The organism is Vibrio sp. ECSMB14106 (assembly GCF_000972265.1).
Taxonomy (GTDB): Bacteria; Pseudomonadota; Gammaproteobacteria; order Enterobacterales; family Vibrionaceae; genus Vibrio; species Vibrio kanaloae.
The window spans coordinates 110258-123560 of sequence record NZ_LAUM01000019.1; the positions used below are offsets into that span (position 1 = coordinate 110258).

General features: G+C 44.8%; 11 protein-coding genes. 8 read left to right on the top strand and 3 right to left on the bottom strand.

Features of this window, described 5'->3' with window-relative positions; translation table 11 throughout:
- The first annotated feature begins 180 nt into the window (after positions 1–180).
- From WR49_RS13790 to WR49_RS21505, 7 genes are all read left to right on the top strand, one after another.
- The gene (locus WR49_RS13790; RefSeq protein WP_082082782.1) at positions 181–1488 is read left to right on the top strand and encodes an isochorismate synthase; all 1308 of its coding nucleotides are present in this window, start codon (positions 181–183) and stop codon (positions 1486–1488) included.
- Positions 1485–3209, top strand: a complete 1725-nt coding sequence (gene menD, locus WR49_RS13795) for a 2-succinyl-5-enolpyruvyl-6-hydroxy-3-cyclohexene-1-carboxylic-acid synthase (protein WP_046224403.1) — start codon at positions 1485–1487, stop codon at positions 3207–3209. The genes WR49_RS13790 and menD overlap by 4 nt, the downstream gene beginning before the upstream one ends.
- A gap of 9 nt (positions 3210–3218) precedes the next feature.
- Positions 3219–4019 carry a 2-succinyl-6-hydroxy-2,4-cyclohexadiene-1-carboxylate synthase gene (gene menH / locus WR49_RS13800; protein WP_046224404.1) on the top strand — a complete coding sequence of 267 codons (801 nt, stop codon included), beginning with the start codon at positions 3219–3221 and terminating at the stop codon, positions 4017–4019.
- Between the two features lie 102 nt (positions 4020–4121).
- Positions 4122–4988, top strand: a complete 867-nt coding sequence (gene menB, locus WR49_RS13805; RefSeq protein ID WP_017064079.1) for a 1,4-dihydroxy-2-naphthoyl-CoA synthase — start codon at positions 4122–4124, stop codon at positions 4986–4988.
- A gap of 75 nt (positions 4989–5063) precedes the next feature.
- Entirely contained in the window at positions 5064–6071 is a 1008-nt protein-coding gene (gene menC, locus WR49_RS13810; protein ID WP_017056953.1) for an o-succinylbenzoate synthase, read from the top strand.
- 64 nt (positions 6072–6135) lie between these two features.
- Positions 6136–7569, top strand: a complete 1434-nt coding sequence (menE, locus tag WR49_RS13815; RefSeq protein ID WP_046224405.1) for an o-succinylbenzoate--CoA ligase — start codon at positions 6136–6138, stop codon at positions 7567–7569.
- Between the two features lie 156 nt (positions 7570–7725).
- Positions 7726–7893: a hypothetical protein gene (locus WR49_RS21505; RefSeq protein WP_046224406.1), complete on the top strand. Its 168-nt coding sequence runs from the start codon at positions 7726–7728 to the stop codon at positions 7891–7893.
- 134 nt (positions 7894–8027) lie between these two features.
- Here WR49_RS21505 and WR49_RS13825 read toward each other — a convergent pair whose 3' ends face one another.
- The 3 genes from WR49_RS13825 to WR49_RS13835 all read right to left on the bottom strand — a co-directional run bounded on the left by WR49_RS13825 (position 8028) and on the right by WR49_RS13835 (position 11577).
- Entirely contained in the window at positions 8028–8948 is a 921-nt protein-coding gene (locus WR49_RS13825; protein WP_046224407.1) for a YeiH family protein, read from the bottom strand.
- Positions 8949–9094: 146 nt separating this feature from the next.
- Complete coding sequence (locus WR49_RS13830) at positions 9095–10969, bottom strand: MFS transporter (RefSeq protein WP_046224408.1); 1875 nt, start codon at positions 10967–10969, stop codon at positions 9095–9097.
- Positions 10970–10986: 17 nt separating this feature from the next.
- Complete coding sequence (locus tag WR49_RS13835) at positions 10987–11577, bottom strand: TetR/AcrR family transcriptional regulator (protein ID WP_046224409.1); 591 nt, start codon at positions 11575–11577, stop codon at positions 10987–10989.
- Between the two features lie 196 nt (positions 11578–11773).
- Between WR49_RS13835 and WR49_RS13840 the strand changes: the two genes are divergently transcribed.
- The gene (locus WR49_RS13840) at positions 11774–12682 is read left to right on the top strand and encodes a Tim44 domain-containing protein (protein ID WP_046224410.1); all 909 of its coding nucleotides are present in this window, start codon (positions 11774–11776) and stop codon (positions 12680–12682) included.
- Positions 12683–13303 lie beyond the last annotated feature (621 nt).

The window sequence follows — 13303 nt, forward strand, 5'->3', positions numbered from 1 at the left end:
TCACTATTTTATGAGTTTTAATTCTTAGCGTTGTTGATTTTAGCGAAGGGAAGAAAGGGGGCGAGATTGCTTAAAATCACAGGAATGTTGAAAAGATATAGTACATTCTTGATCTCAGTGGGTGCTACCCATAAAGTATCAACCTAATATAATAATAATTTAGGTGTGGACGAGGTCGATTTGTCACATTTCCAGCAAACTCTCTCCGCTTTGATTGAGAGAGTACACAATGCCCAAGCATGCGAAGTTCGTTGTGTTGAAGTTCTAACGCAAAAACCATCGTTTGCATTTATAGAATGGCTTCATGCTCAACCTCTCTTTCCCAAATTTTACTGGCAGTCACGCGACACTCGTGAAGAGGTCGTTGCACTCGGTCAGTTACATACTTTTTCAGACCCAGCACCCGCATATGCAATTCTTGGGGAAGACCAGCGAATTTGGGGTGGACGTTCATTTGACGGGCACACCGCTAAGAACCGTCGTTGCATGGAATCGTTTTTCTTCCTTCCTCAGGTTGAATTGATTCGCTTTGATAATACTTGGTCGCTAGCGGTTAATTTATCTCCTGATCGCGTTGCTTCGATTAATGCCTTAAATAAGCTATCTGTTGAAGCGGCGATTTTAGCGCCGTTGTCTGCTCATATTGAACAAATAACCCACGTGCCGGAAAAGGAGCAGTGGGGTAATTTGGTGAATAAAGTGCTTCAGGGAATCAGTGACGAAGAGTATAAGAAAGTGGTTTTGGCTCGTAAAACCACGCTACAGCTCGATGCGCCTATCTGTGCAGCACAATTACTTAAGGCAAGCTATCAACAAAATCATCATAGCTTTCACTTTATGTTGGTGTTGGATTCTAAACACAGCTTTATTGGCTCGACGCCAGAGCGCTTGTATAGCCGACATGGTATAGAGCTTGATACCGAAGCGCTTGCTGGAACGATTGGTCGCGGGGAGAACGCAACCGAGGATATGGAGTTAGCAAACTGGCTTTCTCAAGACAGCAAAAACCTCAATGAGAACCAGTATGTGGTCGACGATATCATTGAGCGACTCACTCCTCACTCACAAATGGTTCATGTTGAAAAGGATGCGCGCCTTGTACGTTTGCGTAAAGTGCAGCATTTGAAACGTAATATCCATGCTCAGCTTAATGCAGGCATTAACGGTGTGCAGTTACTTGCCGCGTTGCAGCCGACTGCTGCAGTTGCAGGATTACCTCGTAAAGAAGCGATGGATTTCATACTTGAACATGAACCATTTGCTCGAGGTTGGTATGCAGGCTCTGTTGGCTATATTAGCCACCAACGCGCTGAGCTCTGTGTAGCGATTCGCAGTGCTTTAGTTGTAAACGATCAAGTGCAGCTGTTTGCGGGGGCGGGGATCGTGCCAGGATCGGTTGCCGAACATGAGTGGCAAGAGTTGAACAAGAAAATGTCGACCTTACTCAGCTTGATTTCGGATCACCCGCCGTTGGGTGTGGCGTCATGAACCACGACCAAGCCGTATTAAATCGAGTTTGGTGTCAAACGTTACTTGAAGAGCTAACACGCAACGGTGTTGAACATGTTTGTGTTGCTCCGGGCTCTCGCTCAACGCCATTAACGCTCGAAGCTGAAGCTAACCCCAAGTTAACCTTACACACGCATTTTGATGAGCGTGGTCTTGGCTTTCTTGCTTTAGGTTTGGCGAAGGCGAGCGACAAACCCGTTGCAGTGATTGTAACCTCTGGAACTGCTGTTGCGAATCTTCTACCTGCCACGGCTGAATCTGGGCTGACACGAGAGAAACTGATTTTACTGACCTCAGATCGACCTATTTATTTAGTCGACTGTGGTGCTAACCAAGCAATTCAGCAGCAGGGTATCTTTTCGTCCCATGTTGAAACGGCGCTAAACCTGCCAAGCCCAACCACACAGATTTCTTTGAATTGGCTTTTGACATCGGTTGATAGCGCGCTTGCGAAACAACGCAATCTGGGCGGTGCGATTCACATCAATTGTCCGTTCCCAGAGCCGCTCTATTCTAAGAACAGTGCTGACATGTATGCTGACTACACTAACAGTATCGCTGGGTGGAGCTCGTCAACAACCCCGTATTCTAATACCTGTTTACCCAACCATTTGACTGTACAGCCGATAGCGCCGGGCGATTACCTAGCGCGTAAAGGTGCGGTGATTATTGGTTCTATTGATAAAGAAGCGGCAACAAAAGCGCAGCAGTTTGCTTCGGCTTTGGGCTGGCCAATTTTCTGTGATCCTCAATCGGGCGTGAGCAGTGATTGGAAGCATTATGATCTGTGGTTACAGAGTGACTCAGTCAAAGAGCAACTCAACCAGTGTGATTTCATTCTTCAGTTTGGTGAGCGCATTGTTTCTAAGCGATTAAACCAATGGGTTAAGTCACAAGCGGCTTGGTTCGATTGCACGCAATATGTCGTGGTTTCACCTGATGCGCACCGTATAAATCAAGACCATCTGCCTCAAACTCATATTGTTGCCAATATTGAGTCTTGGATAACCGATCAACACCTGCCAACGTTGTTGGGCAAACACTCGGGTTGGGCGGCGCCTTTAATCGAGGTGGCTAATACCGTTCAGCAACTGGCACTCGCACAAATATCCAATAATGACCAACTGACCGAGTTGAGTGTTGCGGTTGACTTGTCGTCTAGACTTAAAGACAGAGAGTTGTTTGTGGGAAACAGCTTGATGGTAAGGCTGGTGGATATGCTGTCGTCAATATCGGCGAATCGAGTTTACAGCAATCGTGGTGCATCGGGCATTGATGGCTTGGTGGCGACGGCTGCGGGTGTAGTGCAAGCCAACCAGAATCCTTTGTTGATGTTGATTGGTGATACCTCTTTGTTGTACGACCTCAATTCACTGGCTCTGCTGACTCATAATTTAACGCCGATGGTTATTGTTGTGACCAACAATGACGGTGGTGCGATCTTTGACTTGTTGCCGGTACCAGAGCAGCAAAAACAGTCACTTTATCAAATGCCTCATGGTTTCAGTTTTGAACACGCTGCTGCGCAATTCCAGCTTGGTTATGCGGCGCCAGAAACTTTGAATTGCTATCAAAACATTATCGAACAACATTTCGAACAGGGTCAGGGTACCTTGCTCGTTGAAGTTAAGACGCCTCCCGAACAAGCGTCTACTTTACTGAAACAATTCAGTTCAATGCTCACCGAGGCATTAGCCTAAGGACTTTACATGCTTTACTCCAATTATTACCCAGCTGTACAAGAACCTTCCGACAAACCTTTGCTTGTTTTTTTACATGGTTTACTCGGAAGCGGGGATGATTGGAGTGCATGTCATCCATTTCTCGAGAATTTTCCTCTTCTTTGCATCGATTTACCCGGACACGGACAAAGTCGCTTTATCGATCCGGTAGGGTTTGAGCATTGCTGCAATAAAATTGTCCAGTGCATTACTTCTCAATTGGCGCGCAACAATCTGCCAGCAGACTATCCTATCGTGATTATTGGTTACTCGATGGGCGGAAGGCTTGCGATGTATGGGGTGACAAGCCCTTGTTTTGAGACTCTTAACCTAGAGAAAGTGATTATTGAAGGCGGCAACTTTGGCTTAGAGTGTGATGAAGAACGAGCACAAAGGTTAGTACATGATACGCAGTGGGCGGTTCGCTTTGCGCAGCAGTCGATTGAAGATGTTTTAGACGATTGGTATCAACAAAGCGTCTTTTCTTCACTAAATCATGAGCAAAGACAAACTTTGGTCATAAAGCGTAGTGGTAACCTTGGAGTATCCGTAGCAAATATGTTGTTATCTACTTCGTTAGCTAAGCAACCGGATTTACGTGCCACATTGAAATCTCATGAGCATTTATTGCATTATGTGTGTGGAGAAAAAGATCGTAAATTCATGGAGCTAGCTGAGAATAGTGGCTTTGAATATAGTCAGGTCGACTACGCTGGTCATAATGTTCATTTTGAGCAACCAGAGTTGTTTTCAAACTTGATAATCCAATGTATCGCCAGTCGTCGCTAATCTGACTGAGCGGATCTCTAGTCTCAAGCACTATCAAAAGCAGAGCAACACCGTCACGACTATTCGTTAGTCGTGGTATCTAATAGAACAATGGGAATCACCATGGCTAAAACAGTAGGCATCACAGAAGAAGAACTTTACGCAGCCGTTAACTGGCGCGATGAAAGCAGTCAATATGAAGATATTCAGTACCACAAGTCTGATGATGGTATTGCAAAAATCACGATTGCGCGTCCTCAAGTCCACAATGCGTTTCGTCCACAAACCGTAAAAGAGATGATCAATGCACTGGCTGACGCTCGTTACGACGAGAAAGTAGGCGTGATCATTTTGACGGGTCTTGGTGAGAAGGCGTTCTGTTCTGGTGGTGACCAAAGTATTCGTGGCGACTACGGCGGCTACCAAGATGATTCAGGTACACACCACCTGAACGTACTTGATTTCCAGCGTCAAATTCGTACTTGTCCAAAACCAGTTATCGCAGCGGTATCGGGTTGGGCAGTAGGCGGCGGTCATGTACTTCACATGATGGCTGACCTTACCATTGCCGCTGAAAACGCGCAGTTCGGTCAGACGGGTCCTAAAGTGGGTTCATTTGATGGCGGTTGGGGTGCTTCTTACATGGCTCGTATCGTTGGTCAAAAGAAAGCGCGTGAAATCTGGTTCCTGTGCCGCTTCTACGATGCACAAGAAGCACTGGACATGGGCCTTGTAAACACCGTTGTTCCTGTCGCTGACCTAGAAAAAGAAACCGTTCGTTGGTGTCGTGAAGTGCTGCAGCACAGCCCAATGGCTCTGCGTTGCTTGAAAGCAGCCCTTAATGCTGACTGTGATGGTCAAGCCGGTCTGCAAGAGCTCGCTGGTAACGCAACCATGATGTTCTACATGACAGAGGAAGGCCAAGAAGGCCGCAACGCATTCAACGAGAAACGTCGACCTGACTTCGACAAGTTCCCGCGTAATCCATAGCTTTATCCTCTTCAGAATGAGTCGCTAAATTGCGGCTCATTTTCTTTTGATGTTCCCCGTTTTTTAGGAAACTTTATGAACTCAGCGAATTCTCAGCGCTACGCTAAACTCTACCGCTATCAATTACCTATGGATAGTGGCGTGGTTCTTCGTGACAATAAGTTGAACGAACGCGTTGGCTATATAATCCAACTTGAGTGTAATGGTAAAACTGGTTTTGGTGAAGTCGCGCCTTTGCCAGGTTTTAGCCAAGAAGATGCCGAACAAGCTGGCATTCAGCTTCAACACGAATTAGAACTTTGGAGCCACAATAACCCTCAAACGCCTTTTGATGAGCTATATCCTTCTGTCGCGTTTGGCTTTTCGATGGCGATGATGGAATTACGAGGCGATCTTAACGCTGAAGGTAACTACCAAGCTGCGCCTTTGTGTACAGGCGATCCTGATGAACTGATCCCTGTACTTAACCAGATGGAAGGCGAGAAGGTTGCTAAGGTAAAAGTTGGCCTTTATGAAGCGATCCGTGACGGTATGCTGGTGAGCTTATTCCTTGAGTCGATTCCTGATTTAACCTTAAGACTTGATGCTAACCGTGCATGGAAGCCTGAAAAGGCTAAGCAGTTCATTAAGTACATTGCGCCCTCATTACGTCAGCGTATTAGCTTTATTGAAGAGCCTTGCCAAAAGCCAGAAGATAGCTTGGCCTTTGCCATTGACCATGGTGTGGCGATTGCGTGGGACGAGACATTGCAAGAAGCGGTGCGCAGCCCAGAATTTGATCTTAGCGACCTTACTGGTGTTAAAGCTGTCGTGATCAAGCCAACTCTTATTGGTTCTGTCGAGCGTTGTGTGGCAATCATTGAGCGTGCACAGAAGCTTGGAATTAAACCTGTATTGAGCTCGAGTATTGAGTCGAGCCTAGGTCTGACTCAGATTGCTCGTCTGGCGCAGCAATATTTGCCAAATGAAGTGCCGGGGCTGGATACGATTGGCTTGTTCAAGCTGCAGCTAGAAGTTTCTTGGCCGGGCTGTCAGCTGCCTGTCTCTACGCTTGAACAGCAGCAACTGATTTGGTCTTGTTAGACCGAGCTATTTGAATGGCTATGTAATTATCTCAGTAAGTTCTTAATCTATTTTTGGTTATCATATGATGCGCCCACAATCTAATCATCACCCGCTCTGGTTACAGTGGGCGCAGCAAAACCCACTTCAACCAACGCTAGTGACTACTCACCGCACTTATACTTGGCAACAAGTGTTTGTGTTGGTTAGTGAGTACCAACAACAGCTATCTCTTCAAGGCCTATCTGAAGGTGATGTACTGACGATTGTCGGTAAGAACCAAGCTGAAGTGATTCCTGCTTATCTTGCCGCACTTAATTTGGGTGTTATTTGCGCTTTCACCATGCCTCAACCTCGCTTACGCCTGAAGCAAAAGCTCGATTCCTTATATCAAGCGGGTCAACAAAGCTACCTTTGGCTTTTGGACAGTAGCGGGATAGAGCAATCAGAGACTGTCGATTTAAATACTCAGTTGGTGACCTTGTCTTGCTTAAATGAAGTGAAGGTCGATGGTGATGATAATCGGATAACGACACCTCAAGACTCCAACTTCAATCCGCAAAATCTAGCAAGCATCGTATTCACTTCAGGTTCTACCGGAAATCCGAAAGCAGTGACTCACACGCTTGAGCAGCATTTATGCTCGGCGGTCGGATTGCTCGACGTTTTTTATTTTGAACAAGGTGACACTTGGTTACTGAGTTTACCTATGTACCATGTGTCAGGATTAGCGATAGTTCATCGTTGGTTGGCGGTTGGTGGTTGCATCAAAATAGGCACAGGTCAGCTTGAAACTGATATAGAAGAATGCAGTCACGCATCATTGGTCGCTACTCAGCTACATCGCTTACTAAAGAGTAAGCAAGCACTTACTTTAACGCATGTGCTTTTGGGCGGAAGTCATATTCCAGAAGAACTTGCTCTTCAAGCTCAACAGATGGGCATCGAAACTTGGCTTGGGTACGGTATGACCGAAGCGGCTTCAACGGTGACTGCAAAACTTGTTGATGCAAGCAGCACTGCTGGTTTCGTGCTTAATCATCGTCAATTGAAAATTGAAAACCAACGTATTTATATTGGAGGTGACACCCTCGCTTCCGGTTATTACCATCAAGGTAAATTAACGCCTTTGGTGGATGAGAGCGGTTGGTTTGATAGTAAAGATCTTGGCCAATGGGACGGCGAACAAGTGTCGATAATTGGCCGCGCAGATAACCAGTTTATTTCCGGCGGTGAGAACATTCACTGCGAAGAGATAGAGCGAGCATTAACTCAATTGTCTAGTGTTAAACAAGCTTTTGTGGTCCCTGTAGAAGATAGTGAATTTGGATTTAGACCTGTAGCGATTGTCGACAGTGACGAACTACCGACCAAAGAGTGGTTTGCAGAACAGTTACAAGGGAACCTAGAGCGATTCAAATTTCCTATCGAGTATTATGAAATGCCTGAGCAAGAACAGCAGGGGATTAAAGTATCGAGAGCAGGTTTGGCAGCTTGGTTGTTTCAACGTAGGAACTAAAAAGCCGCACAGATCCGGAAGTTGTTGTGTCGTTGCTAGATTGGAAGGCGGTTAGTTAATTTAGCAATTAGATAGTTCAAAACAGAATTTATTATCTTTATAACCATCCATCATAATAAGCCATATAAATAACGGATTATAGAATAAGGTCTTATTATGAAAATTGCCCTCATCATTGCGGTTTTACTGCAGATAGGCCAAGCGGTCATCTCATCAGGGTTGACTCGTTCGTTGGCTGAGCTCACCGCATTTGTGTTGGTTGTGGTACTTGTTTTAATGAAAAGAGAGAGCAATAAGAGTGATAAGCCCCTGTTTGATTCGTGATTGTTGCAACACAGAATATCTTTACCACATACGATAAAGGCAAAACCCATTTGAGCTTTGCCTTTTTTGTTTTGTTGCTCGCTAACCTGAATGTCTAGGTAACCGAACAACCGTCTAAAACGTTTCTATGTCGGTTAGGCGAGAGTTAACCACGCTAATGAACCCGTTGAGATCATGACCCACATCGTAATACCAAACATCAATGGTTTCGGCCCCGCTGCTTTTAACTTCTCAACTGAAATACCACAGCCAATTAAGAACAAACACACCACCAGTGCTCGCTTAGACACATCAAAGATTCCTTGATAGACCATCTCAAATTGTGGCAGTAAGTCACTCACCGCGATAGCGGCGCAATAGAAGAAAATGAAATAGGGAACCGTAATCTTCTTTTGGCCATTTTTGAAGATCATTGCACTGACTAACGCGATTGGGATGATCCAAAGCGCGCGAGCTAGTTTTAATGTTGTTGCTGTAGTGAGCGCTTCCTCACCATACGCAGATGCCGCACCGACAACCGAAGAGGTATCGTGAATCGCAATAGCTGCCCAAGTACCAAATGTTTGTTGGCTGAGTTCAAGCGCGTGACCAATCATCGGGAACAAAAATAGAGCAACCGAGTTCAACACGAATACAGTGGCTAATGCCAAGCCAATCTGTTCATCGTCTGCTTTGATCGCGGGTGCCACAGCTGCTATCGCGCTACCACCACAAATCGCGGTACCAGATGAGATAAGGTAGCCCGTTGTGCGGTCTAGCCCCATTCGCTTAGCCAAGAACCAACCAATAACTAATGTACCGATAATCGTCGTTACAATGAGCCCAATACCATCGCCTGTTACTGCTAATGCTTTTTCAAACTGAATACCAAAACCCAAACCAACAATAGAGTAGGCCAGTAGCTTTTTGGTAAGTTTGCCGACTTCCAAGTGTTCAGGGACTAATCCTAAACTAGTAAGTAGGAAACCGATAACCAGGGCTGTCGGTGAGCTAACCCAAGGCGTTAAGCAAAACAGTGCAGCAAGATAAAATGGAACGGACTTTTTTAGGTTCATTGTATTTAGAGTCTTGTTTTGTTGTGGCGTTATTGTGATGAGACCACTATACGTTCAATAAAATGATAAGTAAGTCTAAATGAATTGAACAAACGTTAAGGAAAACTTAACGCTTGTTCAGCTGATATGAATAAAGGGCTGGTGAGCTAACGTAGTGATCCGCGAAGGTCAGAGACTGACTGTCGAAGAGTTTCACAAGAGGCTTCTTTAGGTGAAATAGGCTCACCAGCTTCTATCTCTAACTTAGTCCAGAAGCGAGTTGGTAATCCTTTGCAGGCACGGCCTTTGTAACGACTAAAGTAGCTGCCCCATAACCCTTTGAGAGCCATAGGAATCACAGGGACAGGAGAACGTTTGATGATCAGCTCCATACCACGCATGAACTCAGCCACTTCACCATCAGAGGTGAGCTTTCCTTCTGGAAAAATACATACGATGTGGCCTTCATGTAGGGCACGTTCTACTTCTTTGAAAGCGTTTCGAATCGAATTGCGGTTCGTTGCGGAAATTGGAATCACTCCCGCTCTTTTCAAAAAACGTCGAATAGGTGGCAACTTGGTGTAATCCTCTTCCATCACAAAACGGATCAAGCGAGGGCAAACCGCACTTAGCAGCAGTGCATCCATATAACTCACATGGTTGCAGACAATCAACGCACCGCCTTTTTCTGGCAGGTGATGTAAGTTCTTATGTTTAACTCTGTACATGGTGTGAGTCACCACCCAAGTGAAAAAACGGAACGCATAGATAGGCACCTGATAAAACAGGGAGAACATCACTAAGGTGTTGAATAGTGCCAGCAACACAAACAGTTGTTGGATCGAAAGCTTTAGAACACTGAGGCAAACAATACCCAAAACTGCACTTCCTACCATGAATAGTGAGTTATAAATATTGAGCCCAGCAATCACTTGTGCACGTTCATCTGGCTTGGCACGTAACTGCATTAGTGAATACAGAGGAACAATAAAGATACCTCCAGAGATACCCAGAAGCAGAAGGTAAGCGAATAGCGGCCAAAGCTCTGAATAGGTTACGAATTGATAGAAAGAACTAAAGTCAGGCAAAGACTCCGGAATGGATATCGCCATCAAAAGGCCGAAGATCGAGATACCTAAGCTGCCCATTGGCACGATGCCGATTTCAATTCGGTGATTAGATAACTTATCGCAAGCCAAAGAGCCGATCGCGATGCCTACCGAGAACAGTGCCAGTAAAAAGGCGACTGAGCTTTCAGTGCCGTTTAGATGCAGTTTGGTGAAGTTGGGAAACTGAGTTAGGTAAGCTGCACCAAGGAACCAAAACCAGCTGATAGACATCAGCGCTTGGAAAGTAGGTCGGTCTTTCTTCGCAATCGCCAGTGTGCTGCGGGTCAGTTTAACGGGCTGCCAATTCACTTTTAGGCTTGGGGCGTTGCTTGGTGCTTCAGGAATAAAACAGCTTGAGACATATCCGAGAATCGCGAATAAAATGATACTGATAGCGGCGATCAGTTTAGCGCTTTCTTCTGATGCAATAATACCAGCACCGAGAGTGCCGATCAGGATCGCTAGGAATGTGCCTGTCTCAACTAAGGCATTTCCAGAAACAAGCTCTTTCGTTTCTAATTGTTGTGGCAATAGCGCATATTTAACCGGGCCAAAGAAGGCACTTTGTGTTCCCATGAGAAACAGAAGTAGAAGTAATATTCCGTAACTTTCGTAGATAAAACCGATAGCACCCAGTGACATAATAACGACTTCAATAAGCTTAATCTTACGAATAAACCAAGATTTTTCATATTTATCAGCCAGTACACCAGCCAACGCCGAAAATAGGAAGAAGGGCAGAATAAAAAGGCCTGCGGCCAAATTTATGAATAAATTACTGGAGATAGGCAGCGTGTCTACGCTTGCGAAAGCTACAAACAGCAACAGAACATTTTTGAATATGTTGTCATTAAAGGCCCCCAGAAATTGGGTAATAAAGTAGGGTAGGAACCTTTTTTGCGTTAACAGCGAAGATTGGCTGCTGTTGTTCATTCTCTTTCCTTGGATACTTACCAGTTAGTTAAGTAGTTTGAGACTAGGTTATCGATCAACTCTTTACCATCAATAGGTTCTGATGCGAAAAATTTATCGTCGACACTTAATAAAGTAATACCATGCACACCAGACCATAATACTCGGCTTGCTTTAACCACTTCACTTTCCGTGTGCTCAGGTGCAATGGCTAATAGAAGTTGCTCAAGCATATCTATCATTTTATCGATGCGGTTCGACTGCCATTCAGGAAGGTTTTCACCATTCATGTTGTGTTCAAAAATAAGCTGCCAACGGTGAGGGTGTCTTTGTGCAAAATCGTGGTAGCAGTAGGCAAGATTGAATAGAGCTTGTTGAGGACTACTCGATTGTTCGACTGCGCTCGCTGATTCAGACGTCAGTTCATCTAATGTTTGGGCAACAACGTGCAAAAGTAGTAGGTTGTAGTTCCCAAATACATTCACCAATGTGCTAGGGACGTAACCAATCATATTGGCAATTTTACGTAGACTTAACTCGTGATAAGAGTGCTGATCTAAAAAGTTTGTCACTGTCTTTAAGGTCAGCTGGACTAATTGCTCTCGAGTATGATCGTTTCTTCGTGCCATGATTCGTTTCTAGTAAATGAACATCGTTCAATATTTTAATGATGCCCTCGATAGTCGTCAATCTTTTCGCTAATTAAGCAACCAATTAATAGCCGCAATATTATGATACATGTGTAAATGCCGTGAATATTTCATTGTTCTTTGTTAACGAGTATGATGAAAGGGTCGAAAGATAAAAAACCTATAAAGGATAATAATGAAACGATTTTTCTCACTAGTCGCGATCCTGTTGGTAACAGTCGCGGTGACGCCAATCGCAGAAGCGAAAAAGTTTGGTGGTGGTAAGTCATTTGGCAAAAGCTTTAAAACGGCTCCAGCACCAAAACAACAAAACACGAATTCGATCCGACAAGATCAAACCGGTAAGAAAGCAGCCGCTAACTCTAGCAAGAAAGGCCTTATGGGCGGTCTGCTAGGTGGTTTACTGGCTGGTGGTCTTTTAGCTGCATTCTTTGGTGGCGCATTTGAAGGTATCCAGTTTATGGATATTTTGATCATGGGTCTGATTGCTTTCCTAGCGTTTAAGTTCCTACGCGGAATGCTGGGTGCGAAGCAGGGCTCAATGAATCAGCAGAATACTCGTGGTCAACAGCCTGCATTTGGCGGTATGAACCAGAACAAGTTTGAACAATCAAAGCAACAGCCAAACGTTCATAACTTCGAGCAAGCACAACCTCAATCACAAGGCACTGCTGGTGGCTTCGGTTTTGGTGCACAAAGCGATGTACCACATAACTACCCACCGGGCTTTGATCAAGCGGCCTTCATCAATGGCTCTCGTGAACACTACCGTACACTGCAAGGTGCATGGAACCACAACGAGCTAAACACGATTGAAGAGTACGTGTCTCCAAGCCTGTTTGAAGACCTAAAAGCTGAGCGTAATAAGCTAGACGGTGATCAGCATACAGACGTAATGTACGTTGATGCTGAAATCGTTCGAGCTGACCACGACGGTAGCAAAGCACAACTAAGCCTACAGTTCAGTGGTCGCTACCGCGATACTGCGGATGGCATCGAAGAAGATATCACTGATATCTGGCACTTAGAGCGCGATCTAACCACTAACAATGCGCCTTGGCTAATTGTTGGTATTCAAGGTTAATCTCGATAGTTAACTAAAAATGAGTTAGCTAGACATTACTTTGATTATTGAAAGCCCCTACGGAGAAATCTGTAGGGGCTTTTTTGTGTCTGGTTGTATAGAACTGTAAGTTTTCAGAAGAGAGTTTTTCTAGGGCTTACGATAATGCGGCTCTCTGGATTCTCCTCATTTGTAGAAAAACAGTATCATCACGACAATTATTTAGAGTGATACTTTGTGCCAACGGTGAGTTAGGCTGAACCAAGTTATTCATTTTATTTAGATATTCAATCGGGGTATCTAACCAAGATAGAGGTGTTAATCGTGACGACTGAGTTTTCGAACCGATAATAGAACCTGAAATATCATTGCATCAGAAACAACAAATAGTTGAAGAGTATGAGTAGCTTATTTCTACCAATGGCTTAGGTTGCGCCTCTTCTTTAGCTTGTGGACGTCACTGGGAAGTATGGGAAATGATTTCCGAGAGATTACAATCTTGCAGTGAGAGCTGCGGGTAGGTGTCCGAAGTGTTGAACTTAGAAACGAAAAAAGCCAACTCAACGAGTTGGCTTTTCGATTTTCCAATTAAGGAAGAATATGGTGGAGGGAGACGGATTCGAACCATCGAAGGCAGTGCCG

Bases quoted from the DNA above. Each gene is read 5' to 3' on its own strand.
- menD (WP_046224403.1), top strand. From the start codon at position 1,485: ATGAACCACGACCAAGCCGTATTAAATCGAGTTTGGTGTCAAACGTTA.
- menH (WP_046224404.1), top strand. From the start codon at position 3,219: ATGCTTTACTCCAATTATTACCCAGCTGTACAAGAACCTTCCGACAAA.
- menB (WP_017064079.1), top strand. From the start codon at position 4,122: ATGGCTAAAACAGTAGGCATCACAGAAGAAGAACTTTACGCAGCCGTT.
- menC (WP_017056953.1), top strand. From the start codon at position 5,064: ATGAACTCAGCGAATTCTCAGCGCTACGCTAAACTCTACCGCTATCAA.
- menE (WP_046224405.1), top strand. From the start codon at position 6,136: ATGATGCGCCCACAATCTAATCATCACCCGCTCTGGTTACAGTGGGCG.
- WR49_RS21505 (WP_046224406.1), top strand. From the start codon at position 7,726: ATGAAAATTGCCCTCATCATTGCGGTTTTACTGCAGATAGGCCAAGCG.
- WR49_RS13825 (WP_046224407.1), bottom strand. From the start codon at position 8,948: ATGAACCTAAAAAAGTCCGTTCCATTTTATCTTGCTGCACTGTTTTGC.
- WR49_RS13830 (WP_046224408.1), bottom strand. From the start codon at position 10,969: ATGAACAACAGCAGCCAATCTTCGCTGTTAACGCAAAAAAGGTTCCTA.
- WR49_RS13835 (WP_046224409.1), bottom strand. From the start codon at position 11,577: ATGGCACGAAGAAACGATCATACTCGAGAGCAATTAGTCCAGCTGACC.
- WR49_RS13840 (WP_046224410.1), top strand. From the start codon at position 11,774: ATGAAACGATTTTTCTCACTAGTCGCGATCCTGTTGGTAACAGTCGCG.